General features: G+C 41.6%; 14 protein-coding genes and 1 other RNA gene. 11 read left to right on the top strand and 4 right to left on the bottom strand.

The features are described 5' to 3' along the window. Nucleotides 1–43 precede the first annotated feature (43 nt). The 5 genes from MHB41_RS09625 (at nt 44) to odhB (ending at nt 7,848) form a co-directional block, all read left to right on the top strand. Nucleotides 44–622 (top strand): superoxide dismutase family protein, encoded by a 579-nt coding sequence (locus MHB41_RS09625; RefSeq protein ID WP_340900205.1) that lies wholly within the window; start codon nt 44–46, stop codon nt 620–622. A gap of 89 nt (nt 623–711) precedes the next feature. Next, a complete protein-coding gene (locus MHB41_RS09620; protein ID WP_034280579.1) occupies nt 712–1,590 on the top strand; it encodes a MoxR family ATPase in 879 nt (292 codons plus the stop codon). 11 nt (nt 1,591–1,601) lie between these two features. Beyond that, on the top strand, nt 1,602–3,518 hold the full coding sequence (locus tag MHB41_RS09615; protein ID WP_340900206.1) for a VWA domain-containing protein: 1,917 nt from the start codon (nt 1,602–1,604) through the stop codon (nt 3,516–3,518). A gap of 224 nt (nt 3,519–3,742) precedes the next feature. After that, entirely contained in the window at nt 3,743–6,577 is a 2,835-nt protein-coding gene (gene sucA / locus MHB41_RS09610; RefSeq protein ID WP_034280582.1) for a 2-oxoglutarate dehydrogenase E1 component, read from the top strand. 14 nt (nt 6,578–6,591) lie between these two features. Continuing rightward, nucleotides 6,592–7,848 carry a 2-oxoglutarate dehydrogenase complex dihydrolipoyllysine-residue succinyltransferase gene (gene odhB / locus MHB41_RS09605; RefSeq protein ID WP_024422686.1) on the top strand — a complete coding sequence of 419 codons (1,257 nt, stop codon included), beginning with the start codon at nt 6,592–6,594 and terminating at the stop codon, nt 7,846–7,848. Nucleotides 7,849–7,883: 35 nt separating this feature from the next. On the opposite strand, the gene MHB41_RS09600 is transcribed toward odhB, so the two are convergent. From MHB41_RS09600 to MHB41_RS09585, 4 genes are all read right to left on the bottom strand, one after another. Beyond that, on the bottom strand, nt 7,884–8,834 hold the full coding sequence (locus tag MHB41_RS09600; RefSeq protein WP_327826345.1) for a bile acid:sodium symporter family protein: 951 nt from the start codon (nt 8,832–8,834) through the stop codon (nt 7,884–7,886). A gap of 149 nt (nt 8,835–8,983) precedes the next feature. Continuing rightward, nucleotides 8,984–9,805: a superoxide dismutase gene (locus MHB41_RS09595; RefSeq protein WP_327826347.1), complete on the bottom strand. Its 822-nt coding sequence runs from the start codon at nt 9,803–9,805 to the stop codon at nt 8,984–8,986. Continuing rightward, entirely contained in the window at nt 9,798–11,672 is a 1,875-nt protein-coding gene (locus MHB41_RS09590; protein ID WP_034280590.1) for a prenyltransferase/squalene oxidase repeat-containing protein, read from the bottom strand. The genes MHB41_RS09595 and MHB41_RS09590 overlap by 8 nt, the downstream gene beginning before the upstream one ends. 102 nt (nt 11,673–11,774) lie before the next feature. Then, entirely contained in the window at nt 11,775–13,259 is a 1,485-nt protein-coding gene (locus MHB41_RS09585; protein ID WP_034280593.1) for an aldehyde dehydrogenase family protein, read from the bottom strand. A gap of 212 nt (nt 13,260–13,471) precedes the next feature. Here MHB41_RS09585 and MHB41_RS09580 point away from each other — a divergent pair, with 212 nt between their 5' ends. The 6 genes from MHB41_RS09580 to ssrS all read left to right on the top strand — a co-directional run bounded on the left by MHB41_RS09580 (nt 13,472) and on the right by ssrS (nt 16,220). Further along, a complete protein-coding gene (locus MHB41_RS09580) occupies nt 13,472–13,684 on the top strand; it encodes a DUF6501 family protein (RefSeq protein ID WP_024422683.1) in 213 nt (70 codons plus the stop codon). Between the two features lie 49 nt (nt 13,685–13,733). Beyond that, complete coding sequence (locus MHB41_RS09575) at nt 13,734–13,871, top strand: DUF4025 domain-containing protein (protein ID WP_080701155.1); 138 nt, start codon at nt 13,734–13,736, stop codon at nt 13,869–13,871. A gap of 278 nt (nt 13,872–14,149) precedes the next feature. Then, nucleotides 14,150–14,488, top strand: a complete 339-nt coding sequence (locus MHB41_RS09570) for a PH domain-containing protein (RefSeq protein WP_024422682.1) — start codon at nt 14,150–14,152, stop codon at nt 14,486–14,488. A gap of 175 nt (nt 14,489–14,663) precedes the next feature. Beyond that, nucleotides 14,664–15,311: an SDR family oxidoreductase gene (locus MHB41_RS09565; protein WP_046311467.1), complete on the top strand. Its 648-nt coding sequence runs from the start codon at nt 14,664–14,666 to the stop codon at nt 15,309–15,311. A gap of 91 nt (nt 15,312–15,402) precedes the next feature. Next, nucleotides 15,403–15,903 carry a TraR/DksA family transcriptional regulator gene (locus MHB41_RS09560; protein ID WP_111926555.1) on the top strand — a complete coding sequence of 167 codons (501 nt, stop codon included), beginning with the start codon at nt 15,403–15,405 and terminating at the stop codon, nt 15,901–15,903. A 131-nt stretch (nt 15,904–16,034) separates the two neighbouring features. Next, nucleotides 16,035–16,220: non-coding RNA, 6S RNA (gene ssrS / locus MHB41_RS09555), on the top strand. The last annotated feature ends 40 nt before the right edge of the window (nt 16,221–16,260 follow it).

Genomic DNA, 16,260 nt, shown 5'->3' with positions numbered 1-16,260 from the left:
TGCTGTGATTGTCCATACTGATAACAAAAGGGGGCAGTCATAAATGAAAAAGTCAGTGTGGATGATCATGATATGTTTGATCTTTACCGCATCAGCATGTCATGCACCGCCGAAAAAAGAAACGACCGAAGAAACAAGCGAAGTTTCAGCACCTAAACAAGCACCAGTCACGACGCCACTCATAAACGAAAGCGGGCAAAAAATAGGAAGCATTGAAATAAGAGAGTCCTCAGAAAATGGGCTGGATCTGCATGTGAAAGCGAAAGGGCTGCCACCAGGTCCTCACGGTTTTCATATTCATGAAACAGGAATATGTGAAACGCCAGATTTTGAAACGGCAGGAGCTCACTTTAATCCAACCCATAGAGAGCATGGTTTTGACAATCCAAAGGGGTACCATGCTGGAGATATGCCTAATTTAGAGGTGGGAGCAGATGGACAAATTGATGTTGTCGTGAATGTACCAGATGTGATGTTAAAGGGAGGCCCGAATCAATTAATCGATCAAAATGGGCGAAGCTTTATCATTCATGCAGAAGCAGATGATTACTTAAGTAACCCTTCTGGTAACTCAGGAAAACGTATCGCTTGCGGAGCGATAACAAAAGAAATGGCAAAATAACAGAAGTCTAACCTTTATGTATTGAGTGCATAAAGGTTTTTTTAGTATACTTGGTGAGGAAAATGATCGAAGAGAGGAATTAATCATACATGTTTAACGAACAATCACTCCCAGAAGAAATTCAAGCAATGATTAAAGCAAAAGCAAAAGTGCTGGAAGAAGAATTTCGTCCACTTATTGGAACAGGCGGCTATGAATCACAGGATACTTCTATCATTCAAGATGCCATGATTGCATTAGCACTAGGAAAAAACGTTCTTTTAAAGGGACCGACCGGCTCAGGTAAAACCAAACTAGCAGAAACATTATCCGCTTTCTTTCAGCAGCCGATGCACAGTGTGAACTGCTCGGTTGATCTTGATGCTGAAAGCTTGATTGGCTATAAAACCATCCACAATGATGGTCAGGTGGCTTCGATTGAATTCATTGAAGGACCTGTGACAAAAGCAATGAAAAAAGGCCATCTTTTATATATTGATGAAATCAACATGGCGAAGCCAGAAACACTGCCTATTTTAAATGGTGTACTCGACTACAGAAAAATGATGACAAACCCATTTACAGGTGAGGTTGTTAAAGCAGAAGAAGGCTTTGGGGTCATTGCGGCAATCAATGAAGGATATGTCGGCACAGTGCCTCTAAATGAAGCGTTAAAAAACCGTTTTGTGGTCATTGACGTTCCATATATCGGCGGCGGTATCCTGAAAGATGTACTGCAATCTCAATCTGTTTTAAAGGATGAGCGGTTAATTGATCAATTCGTTCAGCTCTCATCAGACCTTATTACACAAGCTCATAACGGACAGGTGAGTGAAGAAGCAGCATCCATCCGCGCGCTTCTAGATACTTGTGATCTTGCGCAATACATCCCGCCGCTTCGTGCCGTTGAACGAGGCATTGTTGAAAAGCTGGAAGATGACCGGGAAAAAGCAGCGGTAAGAAATATCGCCCAAACATTATTCGAGTGAGGTTCTAACTTTTGAAATTCATCAAATTTAATGACAGCAGAATCGATTCATTTTTATTTATGGAATTAACGGATTTAGCCAAAACGTTAGCAAAAAGTGATGATGTCGAGCTTGAATACGGTGTGCAGTCCTACTATGAACCGTTTGAAAAGAAAATTTTCATCAGTCATTTTTGGGATGATCGTAAACAAGAAGATATGCTAGCAGGGCTGAAAAGTGATGTGTTCCTTCGTGCAGTAGGCACGGTTTATAGTGATCTTACGGTATTTCAGGAGATCATTCGCTTTGCTCATACATTATCCATTCCTGATGTATGTAAACAATTGTTTATGCTGTTTGAAGATATCCGGATTGAAGAGCGGATTAAGCATGACCGCCCAGGAACAAAAAAGGTATTTAAACGAAGAAGAGAGCTGTACCGGCGTCACTTTAAGACACAATTAACGATTAACCAAGAACGAAGTATTTTAACAGATGCACTCTTTTGTGCGATTTATCTGAAGCTGACAGCTGATTCTCCGCTCGAAGAGATTCCGCCTCTTCATGAGCAGATCAACCCGATGATTCCGTTTATTGAGTCAAGTCTTGAACGTGTATATGATGCGGGTTCAACTGCAGACATCGCAGCTATTGTCAAAGAATTGATGGAAGGGTTCGATGAACTGCTTGAAAAGGATATGCTGAATACGTACTTTTTCTTCCCTGAATTGGACTATGAACAAGCGGCAAAAGAACCGCTGTTCCATGACTTAAAAAGAAAACCTACATTAAGTGAGGACATCAAAGTCGACCGAGAAAAAGAAGGCGATGAAGACATTCACCAAGAGTATATGGAAGTGTGGCATCGAGAAACCGAAGCGCCATCCAAAAGCTTCCTTCAATTTGATTTAGAGCACGGCGGTAAAAGTGATCTTGGTAAGGATGCGGCAAGAGAAGGTGATGACGGAGATCAGGCACTCGGAACTGTCCAAGGTTCTGCAAAGCAAACACACCGAAAAGATTATTCAAAGCTTGAAGCGCTGGAAGAGGCTGAAGGTGAAGAAAGCGGAGCAGATGGTCATGAGAATGGAAAAGAAAACAAATATGCGTTTCCAGTCATGATTTCACCAGATCCTCCTAAGCCAGAACAAATCGATGCCTACAAGCAGCATGCGAAGGAAATTGAGCCTTATCAGAAACGCTTAAAACAAATGATCCAAAAAACACTTGAACATAAAAAATCATGGCCTAAAACAGACCTTCATGCAGGACGTCTCAGCAAAAAGCTGATTCGCTACTTTACAGAGTCTAACCCGCGTCTTTTCTATAAAAAACAGGCACCGACTTCTCAGATTGATGCTGTTTTCACCTTATTAGTAGACTGTTCAGCGAGCATGTTTGACAAGATGGATGAGACGAAAAAAGGCATTGTTCTCTTTCATGAAGCGTTAAAATCCGTGCAAGTCCCACATCAAATTGTTGGGTTTTGGGAAGATACAAACGACGCAACAGAAACAAGTCAGCCAAACTACTTCAACACAGTTGTGTCGTTCAAAGATTCTCTATTTGATGCAGGGCCTTCTATTATGTCTCTTGAGCCAGAAGAGGATAACCGGGATGGCTATGCGATCCGCCAAATGACAAAGATGATTTTAAAGCGAAGAGAAGAGCAAAAGTTTCTGATTGTCTTTTCAGACGGAGAGCCAGCTGCGTTCAGCTACGAACAAAATGGGATTGTCGATACACATGAAGCAGTTCTTGAAGCGAGGAAAAAGGGCATTGAGGTGATCAATGTGTTTTTATCCAATTCGCCGATAGAAGAAGCACAGATGAAAACCATTCAAGATATGTATGGCAAGTTCAGCATTTTTGTACCAGATGTCGATACATTGCCAGATGTTTTATATCCATTACTGAAGAAACTGCTGCATAAAAGCATTGGGGCATAAGGTTTTGCCCCTTTCTTCAAATTATTTTTCGGAATGATTTAAATTTTTTGTTTTTCTGTGAATTTTTTATCTTTAATTGAACAAAGAATGTAGAAAGTAATCCAAAACAGTGGTAGAATATTATTGGAAGCGTTTTATTACATAAATTTGGTCATTGTGTTCTGGAAGTTATATCGAGATAGTGTTCAATCACTTGATGATCAAAGTTGGGGGTAGTGTTCAAAATGTTTCAAAATGATGTGAAACAACCGTTGAGTTGGGAAGAATTTCATGGTCCGAACCTCGGCTATGTGCTCGAGCTCTACGATCAGTATGTCCAGGATCCTACTAGTGTTGATGAAGATCTAAGAGGCATATTTGATGAACTTGGTGCACCACCGAGTGAAATGAAGGAGGAAATTGGGAAAAAAGAAAATAGCGTAGTTACTTCTGAACAAATCCAAAAGATAGCATCAGTCGTTAAACTGGCAGAAGACATCAGAACGTATGGCCATTTAAATGCTTCCGTCAATCCTCTTCGCAAAGAAAAGGAATTACAAGAGCTGTTTCCTTTAAAGGAGTACGGTTTAACAGAAGAAGATGTCAAGAATATTCCGATATCTATTATTAGTCCGGATGCACCAAAACACATTTCAAACGGCATAGAAGCCATTAACCATTTGAGAAATACGTATAAACGTACCATTTCATTTGAGTTTGATCACGTGCATGACTTCGAAGAGCGAAACTGGCTCTCAAAATCAATTGAATCTGGTGAACTATTTAAGAAAAAACCAGCAGATAAATTAGTTTCTGTATTCAAGAGATTAACAGAAGTTGAGCAGTTCGAGCAGTTTCTTCATAAAACATTTGTTGGGCAAAAGCGCTTCTCTATAGAAGGTTTAGACGCACTTGTCCCAGTACTTGATGAAATTATTTCAGAGTCTGTTACACAAGGGACTTCAAATATTAACATTGGAATGGCACACAGAGGCCGTTTAAATGTATTAGCACATGTGTTAGGAAAGCCATATGAGATCATTTTCTCAGAATTCCAGCATGCGCCAAATAAAGAGCTCGTTCCATCAGAAGGCTCTATTGGCATCAGCTACGGATGGACAGGGGATGTTAAGTACCATCTTGGAGCTGACCGTCAAATCAAAGACGAAGATACAAAGAGTGCGAGAGTTACGCTTGCTAATAACCCAAGTCACTTGGAGTTCATTGATCCAATCATTGAAGGAAGCACGCGTGCCGCTCAGGAATCACGTACTCAAAAAGGCTATCCAGTTCAAGACGTTGAAAAAGCGTTAGCCATCTTAATTCATGGGGATGCAGCATTCCCTGGAGAAGGAATTGTGGCAGAAACATTAAATTTAAGCCAACTTGTAGGCTATCAAGTAGGCGGAACCATCCATATTATTGCCAACAATATGATCGGGTTTACAACAGAAAGCAATGAATCCCGCTCGACGAAATATGCGAGTGACCTTGCAAAAGGATTTGAGATCCCTATTGTTCACGTCAATGCAGATGATCCAGAAGCGTGTTTAGCGGCTGTTCAGCTAGCAGTAGAATACCGCAAACGCTTCAAGAAGGATTTCCTTATTGACTTGATTGGTTACCGCAGATACGGTCATAACGAAATGGATGAGCCTTCTACAACTCAGCCAATGCTGTACGATGCGGTTAGAAAGCACAAAACGGTCAAGAATATCTTTGCAGATAAACTTGTCTCAGAAGGTCTTTTGACAAAAGAGCAGCGTGAAGAAATCGAGCAGGCTGTGACGGCAAAAATAGAAGAAGCTTATAAAAAGGTGCCTTCAAAGAAAGAGCATACGATTCAAGAAATCGAGCTGCCAGAGCCTGTATCAAACGGCTTCCCAGCAGTTGATACATCAGTAGAATTTGATGTACTCAGAAAGCTGAATGAAGAATTGATCAGCTGGCCGAATGATTTCCAAGTATTTGGTAAGCTGAAGCGGATCCTTGAAAAACGTGCAAAAGTGTTTACAGATGACCGTAAAGTAGAATGGTCACTTGGGGAAGCACTCGCATTTGCATCTATCTTAAAAGACGGTACGCCAATTCGAATGACCGGACAGGATTCAGAGCGTGGTACTTTTGCTCAAAGAAACCTTGTTCTTCACGACAGTCAAACGGGAGATGAATTTATTGCTCTTCATGAACTAAGTGATGCGAATGCATCGTTTACAGTTCATAACAGTCCACTGTCAGAAGGCTCAGTCATCGGGTTTGAATATGGTTATAATGTCTATTCTCCTGAAACGTTAGTGATTTGGGAAGCTCAATTCGGTGACTTCGCAAATGCGGCTCAAGTGTATTTCGATCAATTTATCTCAGCTGGCCGTGCAAAATGGGGACAAAAATCAGGTTTAGTCATGCTGCTGCCGCATGGATATGAAGGACAAGGTCCTGAGCATTCAAGTGGAAGAACAGAACGCTTCCTGCAATCAGCTGCTGAGAATAACTGGACAGTTGCGAACCTGACTAGTGCAGCGCAATATTTCCATATTCTTAGAAGACAGGCGAAAATGCTGCTTCGTGAAGAGATTCGTCCGCTTGTCATTATGACACCGAAGAGTCTGCTTCGTAACCCGAACACATTGTCTGAAGTCCAAGAATTAACAGATGGACAGTTCCGTCCAGTTCTTGAACAGCCGGGTCTTGTACATGATCACGAAAAAGTATCGCGTCTCGTGCTATCTAGCGGGAAGGTATCCATTGATATTAGTGATCGTTTTACTCAAATGGAAGAGCCGAAAGATTGGCTTCACGTTGCAAGAGTGGAACAGCTATATCCGTTCCCAGCCAAAGATATTAAAGGAATTTTAACAAAGCTGACAAACTTAGAAGAAATCGTATGGGTGCAAGAAGAACCGCAAAATATGGGAGCTTGGGGATACATTGAGCCATATTTACGTGAAATTGCACCTGAAAAAGTAAAAGTACGTTACATCGGCCGAAGAAGACGTTCAAGTACGGCTGAGGGTGATCCAACTGTGCATAAAAAAGAACAAGAACGAATTGTATCTGATAGCTTGACTCGCAAAAACTAAGGGGGAAATGAAAAATGGCGGAAATTAAAGTACCTGAATTAGCGGAATCAATCTCGGAAGGAACGATTGCTCAATGGCTAAAGCAGCCGGGCGATTATGTGGAGCAGGGGGAGTACCTGCTGGAACTTGAAACAGATAAAGTCAATGTAGAACTGACTGCTGAAGAATCTGGTGTATTAAAAGAAGTACTGAAAGATTCTGGTGACACTGTACAAGTTGGAGAGGTCATCGGAACGATTGCAGCAGGTGAAGCTGGCGGAAGCGAGTCCGCAGCTCCAGCACCTGAGCAAGCTTCTGCACCAGCTTCGAAAGAAGAACCGGCAGCTGCTCAAAAAGAAGAAGCAGTGAAAGAAGAGCCGAAAGCTGGTAATGGCAGAACTATCGCTTCTCCTGCAGCTAGAAAACTAGCGAGAGAGAAGGGATTAGACTTATCTGAGATTCCAACCGTAGATCCGCTGGGCAGGGTACGAAAGCAGGATGTCGCTTCTTATCAAAAGAATGAAGCACCTGCAAGTGCACCAAAAGCCGCGCCAAAAGCAAATGCTGCGGTGCAAACTGAACAACCAGGAAAGCCTATTGAACGTGAAAGAATGTCACGCCGCAGACAAACAATTGCAAAACGTTTAGTTGAAGTTCAACAAACGGCTGCGATGCTGACGACATTTAATGAAGTCGATATGACAGCTGTGATGGATTTAAGAAAGCGTCGTAAAGATGCCTTCCTAGAACAAAATGATGTCAAGCTTGGCTTCATGTCCTTCTTTACAAAAGCAGTTGTAGCAGCACTGAAGAAGTATCCGCTGCTTAACGCAGAAATTCAAGGTGATGAGCTTGTCTTGAAGAAATTCTATGACATCGGCATCGCTGTTGCTGCAAACGAAGGACTTGTCGTACCGGTTGTCCGTGATGCAGACAGATTGTCATTTGCGGGAATTGAAAAAGAAATTGGTCATCTTGCGAAAAAAGCAAGAGATAACAAATTGTCTCTTAATGAGTTACAAGGTGGATCATTCACGATCACAAACGGCGGAACATTTGGTTCTCTGCTATCAACTCCGATTTTAAACAGCCCGCAAGTTGGAATTTTAGGGATGCATAAAATTCAGCTTCGTCCGGTGGCGATTGATGAAGAACGTTTTGAGAACCGTCCGATGATGTATTTAGCTCTTTCTTATGACCACCGTATTGTCGATGGTAAAGAAGCAGTTGGATTCCTCGTTACGATTAAAAATCTGCTTGAAGATCCTGAGCAGCTATTACTTGAAGGATAATCTTCAATTATAAAAAGCTAGCACCTGTTAAGGTGCTAGCTTTTTTTCTTTTCACTGTCATGTTGTCCTCGTTTTGACCAATACGTCGCAAGCCAGGAACCAGATAAATTATGCCACACACTAAAAATCGCACTTGGTACGGCTGCGAGCGGTGAGAAGTGTGCTGTTGCTAGCGCTGCACCGAGCCCGGAGTTTTGCATGCCTACTTCGATCGAGATCGCTCTACGAGAAGGGATATCCATTCTGCACCACTTTGCGATCAGGTAACCAAATAAGAGACCAAGTCCATTATGTAATATAACAACGGCAAATATCAGCAATCCAGATTGAAGAATCTGCTCTTTATTTGCACTGACAACCGCTGCAATGATCAACACAATTCCAGCAACAGATACAAGCGGCAATGCTTGAACTGCATAGTTTACTTGTTTTTTGAAAAATACCTTAACGATAACACCTAGGATAATAGGAATTAGCACAACTTGGACAATCGACAAAAATAATGCCTCCGGTGATACAGGTAACCATGATCTTGCAAAAATATAGATAAAGAGAGGCGTTAAAAAGGGAGCAAGAAGGGTCGATATAGTTGTGACCGCTACGGATAATGCCATATTGCCTTTTGCCAAGAAGGTCATGACATTGGATGCTGTACCGCCCGGGCAGCAGCCCACAAGAATAACGCCTACAGCAATTTCAGATGGCAGCCGTAATCCGTAAGCTAATAGAAAGGCGATCAGCGGCATGAGTGTGTACTGCGCCAAAACCCCAATTAACACATAGAGAGGTTTACGAAAAAGCTCCTTAAAATCTTCACCAGATAACGTAAGCCCCATCCCAAACATAATAACACCTAATAAAAAAGGGATATACGGTCCAATCTGAGAAAATACGTTAGGAAAAGTAAATCCAAGACATGCAAAGATAATGACCCAGATTGCAAAGGTTCTTCCTGCAAATTGACTAATGGTTAAAAGAATGTTCATTCATTGCTTCATCTCACTTTCCTCACATATCTTTCCTATTTTAAACGAATTTTCTGAAAAAACAACCCATTCTTTATAAAGGTGTTAATAATAAAATTATGTAAACTAAAAATACCCCATATAAGCATTAGCCTATATGGAGCATCGTTTTAAAAAGGGGTCCATCTCACTTGTTGTGCCTGCTTAAGCCTAGCTTCTGGCTCACGCCAGTCGACCACACTCCACCAACGATCTACGTATTTCGCTTTTTCATTCAGATATTGAAGGTAGTAGGCGTGCTCCCATACATCAAGGACTAGAAGGGGGATCACGTCCCATTGTGACAAAAATTGATGGCGTTCTGCTTGTAAAATCTCTAATCGCTGAGATCTAGGCGCCCATACGAGAATGGCCCAGCCAACACCTTCTACTTGTTTGGCCGCTGCTGAAAATTGAGATTTAAATGCATCATAGCTGTCAAACGATTGTTCAATGAGACGAAGCATTTGTCCAGTGGGCTTTCGTTTTCCTGAAGGACTCATGGAAAACCAAAAAATACAATGTAAATAGTGCCCCGCACCATTGAAGGCAAGCTCCCGTTCCCAATGCTTAATCATTTTAAAATCATTGGTTCTTCTTGCATTTTTTAATGCAAGCTCAGCTTGGTTCAAACCATCTACATATGATTGATGATGCTTCTGGTGATGCAAATACATAATTTCTTTTGAAATAAACGGTTCTAGTGCATCATACCGGTAAGGGAGAGGAGGTAACTTGTGACTTCCAGCTGCTACCTCCCGCATGTCTTCTTGTGGGTTCATGTCCTCAGCAATACGTTCTGCCAGTTCGTACCACTCTTGTTCACTGGAATGTTCATCATCCATTGAGAACCATAAATGGTCTACTTTCTGACGGATGTTGTCATCTTGAATCGCGGGTTGAATGGAGCTAAGCCACTCTTTGAGCTGCAAACGGTACTCTTCCTTATTCATTCTTACGCCTCATTTCTTCTAAAAATGTGGAACAAGCCATCATCGGAAAGACAAATGGGTAGCTATGATAAGTGATGTAAAATTGCTTTGGCAGGCCAATGCCTACTGGATAGTGCAAGGCTTCATTCGTGTGCTGATGATGGATCAAAAATGAGATGGCTTTTAAAATCGTTTTGTCATCGGGCTTCTCATATTGTAAAAGTGCCTCTGCTGCCCAAGCCGTCTGAACCACTGTGCCAAACGGGAGGGGGACATACGTTTTTACCTCTGCACTTTTACATGATTCTCCGAAGCTGCCATCTTCTCGTTGAATCTGCTTTAAAAATCGGCATGCTTTTTGGACAGCAGGATGGGTGGAGGGGATGCCGGCAGCTTTTAGACCTGTTAATGCTGCCCACGTTCCATAAATATAGCAAACACCCCATCTGCCAAACCATGATCCATTTTTCTCTTGATGATCTAGGAGCCACTTGACACATTGGTCTTTTTGCCTGTGAATAGGCGGTGACATGTTTTTCTCTTCAAGACCCATGAGATGAAGCACGCGGCCTGTAATATCAGGAGTCGATGGATCAATTGCTGCATCCTCCGCAGATTCAAGCGGCAGATGTCGAAGCAGGAAGTGATCTTGATTTTTTTCAAAAGCGGAGAATCCGCCATCACGGTTTTGCATGGAAAGAAGCCAATTGAATCCTCGATTCCACTGAACTGGTGCGTACGTTCGAGGAATGGCTTTTAAGACAATTTGCGTATCATCACAATCAGGGTTATTCGTATTGATATCTGAAAAACCAAAGCCTCCCGGAGCAGCATGCCGGTTATGAATCGCCCAGTCTGCTTTCTTCATTTGCTGCCGGTTCAGTAAGTATGAGAAAGACTTTGTGATGACTGGGTCTTCTTGTTTTTTGCCAGCTTTTTGAGAAGCATAACTGACAAGTGCTGTATCCCAAACTGTGGATGTGGAATTTTCTGCATACATTCTGCCCTGACAGTTTGTGACTAGCTTTTTCATGCCTTTGACTGCTTTTAAAATGAGATGATGTCCCGGGGAGTATCCAAGGCTCATCAGTGCATAGACCATAAAAATACTTGCACTTAAATAGCTGTACAGTGTGCCATCTTTTTCGAGGCGGTCAAACATATATCGCTTTGCTGCTTCATATCCGAAAAAGTCCAGCCGGCTGTCGAGTGCTGTATACGATCGCATGTAAGTCAGAAAGTGATGAGTGGAACGTTCTTCTCTTGCCATAAACCAGTCAAATGGATTCTTAGACATGTTTGCATCAAGGTGTGCTAGGCTTGGAAATTTCTCATGAGAAGTATATCGTTTGTTGAGTGCAATCATCATTGGCACAAAGTGAATTCTTGCATATGCACTAAGATGATAGAAGTGAAGTGGAAAGTATGTAGGGATGAGTAAAAAGGAAAGTGGTGCATAGAAGTACGGCCAAGGGTGCATGCCGTTGACGGCGAGCATCCACTTTGTCATAAAGTGAACGTTCTTTAATCCGCCATTTGATCGAATATATTGCGCTGCTTTTTCCATATGAGGCTCATCTTGTTGAAACCTGCCTGAAACGAGCATTCCGCAATAGCCCTGCACAGTAGCTGTTACATGTCCCGTTTGATCATGATACAAAGAAAAAGACCCATCCTCATTTTGCTTTTCGCGTATCGCTTCTGCTAATTGATCAACGAAAGCTTGATCCGTATCGCCGACAGCCTTTAACAGCATAATCAAAAAAGCATTTGTCATCATTGGACCTTCAAAGCAGAAAACAAAGGCGCCATCTTCTCGTTGTCTTCGCTGCATCTCTATGTGCAATTCTTCGATAAATTCATTTACTTTCAATTTAAAATCTTGCATATGCGGCCATGCTCCTTCCCTTTCATACTATATTCAGGAGCCGGCCTGTCACATGCAAACACAAAAAAGCCGATGACACGGTCACCGGCTTTTTTGACGTCATTAGTCTTGGAGATTAATCCATACACTTTTGACTTCTGTATAGTTGTTAAGGGCATATGATCCCATTTCTCTGCCAAGACCTGATTGCTTATATCCTCCAAACGGGGAGGCGGCATCAAAGACATTATAGCAGTTGACCCAAATCGTTCCTGCTTCAAGACGTGCAGCGATATCATGGGCATGCTTTAAGTTTTCTGTCCAAAGTCCTGCTGCTAATCCATATTCAGACTGGTTGGCACGTTCGACCACTTCATCAATGGAATCGTAAGGAATGGCAGATAAGACAGGTCCAAAGATTTCCTCTTTAGCAATGGTCATTTCATCTTCTACATCTTTAAAAATAGTAGGGGAGACGAAATAGCCAGCCTCATAAGGGCAATCGCCCCCGACAACGGCTGTTGCCCCTTCGGATTTACCTTTTTCAATATAGCCTAACACGCGTTCGTGCTGTTCTTTACTTACAAGAGGTCCAATTTGCGTATCTTGATGAAGACCAGCGCCTTGCTTGAGGGATCCTGCATATTTGGCCATTTGATCGACCACTTCATCATATTGGCTCCGATGAACAAAGACTCTGGAACCCGCGCAGCATACTTGGCCTTGGTTAAACATGACGCCATTTAAAGCACCTGGAATGGCTTTCTTTAAATCGGCATCAGGTAAAATAATATTCGGTGATTTTCCGCCAAGCTCTAATGTGACCCTCTTAATGGTTTTAGCCGCTTTCTCCATAATTAATTTCCCAACACTTGTTGACCCTGTGAAGGCCAGCTTGTTCACGTCAGGATGATCAGTTAAGGCTTCTCCGGCTGTTTCGCCAAATCCAGGAACGATGTTAATCACGCCTTCTGGGAAGCCGGCTTTGTCCACTAATTCTGCTAAGTAAAGAGCAGAGAGTGGAGTTTGTTCGGCTGGCTTTAAAACGATGGTGCACCCTGTTGCAAGTGCGGCGCCCATTTTCCACATAGCCATGAGCAGAGGGAAGTTCCATGGGATGATTTGTCCTACAACACCAACCGGCTCATGTCGGGTATAATTAAAATATCCTTGACTGACAGGAAGGGTTTGTCCATTCATTTTTGTCGTCCAGCCCGCATAATAGCGCATGTGCTCTATAGCGAGGGGGATATCTGCATTTGTTGTTTCATTAATTGGTTTTCCGTTATCTAAAGTTTCTAGCTGTGCAAGCTCTTCCTGATTTTCTTCCATTAAATCAGCAAGCTTGAACATGAGGCGGGCGCGTTCAGCGGCAGACATGGAGCGCCAAGGACCATGAAAGGCTTTTTTTGCAGCTTTTACTGCCTCATCAATATCTTTTGCACCTGCTTCATAAACATCAATAAGGGTTTCGCCTGTGGCTGGGTTAGGAGTAGCAAAGGTTTTGTTATCGTGACTTGTGACAAACTGACCATTAATGTAGAGTTTTTTCGTCCCTTGGAGAAAAGATTCGAGTTTTGAACTAATTTGAAGTGTTGTAGAGCTCATAAATAAACAAACCTCCTTAAAGATATGGATTGTTTTCTGCGAGTTCTAGGTGGGAAAAGCGGACATGCAACGAAACTTTATACGCACAAAGATGTAAACGTATACATTAATCATATTACACGACATGTTTGAAAGCAATCCATAACACTCATTGCATTTCGCGAAAATTTGGCTACAATAAATGTATAGATGAAAAAAGGAGTTTTTAAATCATGATCCATCAAAACTGGCAAACGGCTCAAACGTTAAAACAAGTAAAATGTGTACATACAAATGCGAAAAAATATATGGTCGATCGGGCATTAACGGTTGGAAGCACATATGAAGTGAAAAATGAAACAGAAGAATTTCTGTTTGTCGTTGACAATACGGGTAAAGTAGGCGGGTATTACAAGGAGTATTTCGAAGATATTTCAGCTGAATGATTTTGAGGACCATCACTCATACTAAGAAAAACAGTAAAGGGTGATGATGATGAAAAAGCAGCAAAATGACGAGCAGAAAAGTCAACATGCTTGGCATGAACATGAGGACGCTGATATGGCAATTACGCTTGAACAGATTTCCGACGTGTATGCCGAGGGAACCATTGATACACCAAAAGACGAATAGTCATTTAAAAACAGTGATTTGCATAATCACTGTTTTTTTATTGGAATGAAGCAGCATTTTTTCTCGAAAAGAACTGAAACTTTTTTCCTGCTTTAACAGTCTAAATAAGTAGAGGAAAGAGCATCGGATCAAAAAGAAAAAGTTAAATGAAATTTAATCTATTCGTAATGGAATAACGACCATTTATAGCGTATTCTATAAGTGAGAATAAAACGTACCCACAGAGCCGTGTGGCCGTTTTGTCATAAAGGAATTTGATGCAGGAAGAGGGGGTTTACGTGGGTATTTTTTCTGTCAGTAAACAAAATGATAAGAAATTCGAATCCTTATTGATTGAAGGGGAAAGAATTGAGGCTGTTTACAGACTGCGTCACGACCAAATTTGCTTTACCAATAAACGACTGATCTTTGGCGATAACCGCGTATTTTCTAAGAAGAAAGTCAGGGTCTCCTTGCCGTATCGATCAATTGAAAGTTTTGCCATACAAGAAGCTGGCGTGTTTGATCAGGACACAGGTATGCTGCTTGTCACAAGCTCAAAAGTATTTGAACTCGACTTTTCCAAAGAGACGGATTTGAGTGATGTGCAAGCCATTTTGACAAAACATCTTTGCTGATCAATCTTGCGATTACATAGATCATATGCACTTTTCTCATTCTTCGTTCTTATTTTTATAGATCGCACATTGCTAAGTCCTTCCCATCTGATGGGAAGGGCTTTTTTCTGCTTAAGTGTTTGAATGATAGCAAAAAAGGATAAAGATGAAACAGATACAGAAAGGAGAATGAACAATGAAAGTGTTAGTTGCAGGAGCAAATGGACATACAGGCAGACTTGTCGTTCGTTATTTAAAAGAAAAAGGACATGAGCCGCTTGCTCTCATTCGAGATGAAAAACAAGCTGATGCACTAAAGGAACTTGGTGCAGCACCTGTCATCGGTGATCTTGAAAAAGATGTGACAGATGCTGTAAAACAAGCAGACGCTGTCATCTTTGCAGCTGGTTCAGGCTCAAAAACAGGGGCAGATAAGACCATTGCGGTCGATCAAGAAGGTGCAAAACGCCTCGTTGATACAGCGAAAAAAGAAAACATCCAGCATTTTGTTATGCTTAGTGCCTATAATGCAGATGATCCGAACCAAGGAAAAGGGCAAGGAAGTATGGAAACTTATTATGAAGCAAAAAGAAAAGCCGATGAGCACTTAAGACAGTCTGGTCTTTCCTATACGATTGTCCGCCCAGGTGCCTTGCTGCATGAGGAGAAGACAGGAAAGATTGAAGCTGCCGAACATATTCCAGATGATCAAAACATCGAGATTTCAAGAGAGGACGTAGCCATTGTTCTTGTGGAGAGCTTAACAGAATCCAATGTGAAAAATAAGTCCTTCGACTTGATGAAAGGCGGAAAATCAGTAGAAGAAGCACTTCGCCATCTGTAAGAAAAGAAAGCTGCTGCCAAAGAGGCGGCGGCTTTTTTGATGTTTTCTTTTCCCTTTCAGCGGGAAGGTAATGAGAAAGGAGTGATTGACCGTGGGCTTAACGAAAGAACAACAAGCTGATTTATACGAAAGATTGATTCAATTAAAAGAAGATGTGAAGGGATCAAAAAAGAAAGAAGAATCGATGCTCGTTGAATCGAGTGAGATTTCAAATGGTGTTGGAAATCATATCGCTGATCATGGGAGCATCTATTTAGACCGCATGACAGAACAAACGCTGGATCAAGTCGATGATCAGCTTGAAGGTGAAATCGATGCAGCACTGAAACGAATGGAAGACGGAACATATGGGATATGTGAGAAAACGGGGAAAGAGATTCCATACGAGCGTTTAAAAGCAGTTCCATATACACGTTATTCAATCGATGCAAAGAAAAATGAAGAAAACACTCAAGATCCAAACGAATTTGACCGTTCATTCTCCGATCAAATGCGCGATTTAACAAATAGAGAAACAATGGATCAGATGCATTCAGATACGTATGAAAGATTAGAGGAAGAGCAGGATGTTGATGTAGATGAGGAAAAATAGGATCATAAGCGAAGGTTAATTTTTTCAGAATAATTTTTTCTTATGTACACATGAACAAATAACTTGTATACATGAGTATTTCATAGAAAAAAGATCTCTTGAAATTTAATAAACTTTCGTGTAATATAGTTTAAAGGCTGCGATGCGCGTAATGTTAATTAAGTTTTAACCTTTAAGCTGTAATAGGGAGTTTTATATTGAAGCCGGAATGTCATGCCTCCTTAGCGAGGAAGACAGGAACGTTTCTGCAAACACCCACTTTGAGGAGTGGTGGTTTAAAACTTTCTTACTTAGATTACGGCATCCGCAGCTTTTCCTAGGATGATTCAAGCCATTTTCCATTGCGGAAAATGGCTT

The organism is Bacillus sp. FSL H7-0578, from assembly GCF_038630855.1.
In the GTDB taxonomy this organism is placed as follows: domain Bacteria; phylum Bacillota; class Bacilli; order Bacillales; family Bacillaceae; genus Bacillus; species Bacillus safensis.
Note: the sequence above shows the minus strand (reverse complement) of the source record. Positions and strands in the feature narration are given on the sequence as shown.

Coding starts and splice junctions, on each gene's coding strand:
- MHB41_RS09625 (WP_340900205.1), top strand. CDS start 44: ATGAAAAAGTCAGTGTGGATGATCATGATATGTTTGATCTTTACCGCA.
- MHB41_RS09620 (WP_034280579.1), top strand. CDS start 712: ATGTTTAACGAACAATCACTCCCAGAAGAAATTCAAGCAATGATTAAA.
- sucA (WP_034280582.1), top strand. CDS start 3,743: ATGTTTCAAAATGATGTGAAACAACCGTTGAGTTGGGAAGAATTTCAT.
- odhB (WP_024422686.1), top strand. CDS start 6,592: ATGGCGGAAATTAAAGTACCTGAATTAGCGGAATCAATCTCGGAAGGA.
- MHB41_RS09600 (WP_327826345.1), bottom strand. CDS start 8,834: ATGAACATTCTTTTAACCATTAGTCAATTTGCAGGAAGAACCTTTGCA.
- MHB41_RS09595 (WP_327826347.1), bottom strand. CDS start 9,805: ATGAATAAGGAAGAGTACCGTTTGCAGCTCAAAGAGTGGCTTAGCTCC.
- MHB41_RS09590 (WP_034280590.1), bottom strand. CDS start 11,672: ATGCAAGATTTTAAATTGAAAGTAAATGAATTTATCGAAGAATTGCAC.
- MHB41_RS09585 (WP_034280593.1), bottom strand. CDS start 13,259: ATGAGCTCTACAACACTTCAAATTAGTTCAAAACTCGAATCTTTTCTC.
- MHB41_RS09580 (WP_024422683.1), top strand. CDS start 13,472: ATGATCCATCAAAACTGGCAAACGGCTCAAACGTTAAAACAAGTAAAA.
- MHB41_RS09575 (WP_080701155.1), top strand. CDS start 13,734: ATGAAAAAGCAGCAAAATGACGAGCAGAAAAGTCAACATGCTTGGCAT.
- MHB41_RS09565 (WP_046311467.1), top strand. CDS start 14,664: ATGAAAGTGTTAGTTGCAGGAGCAAATGGACATACAGGCAGACTTGTC.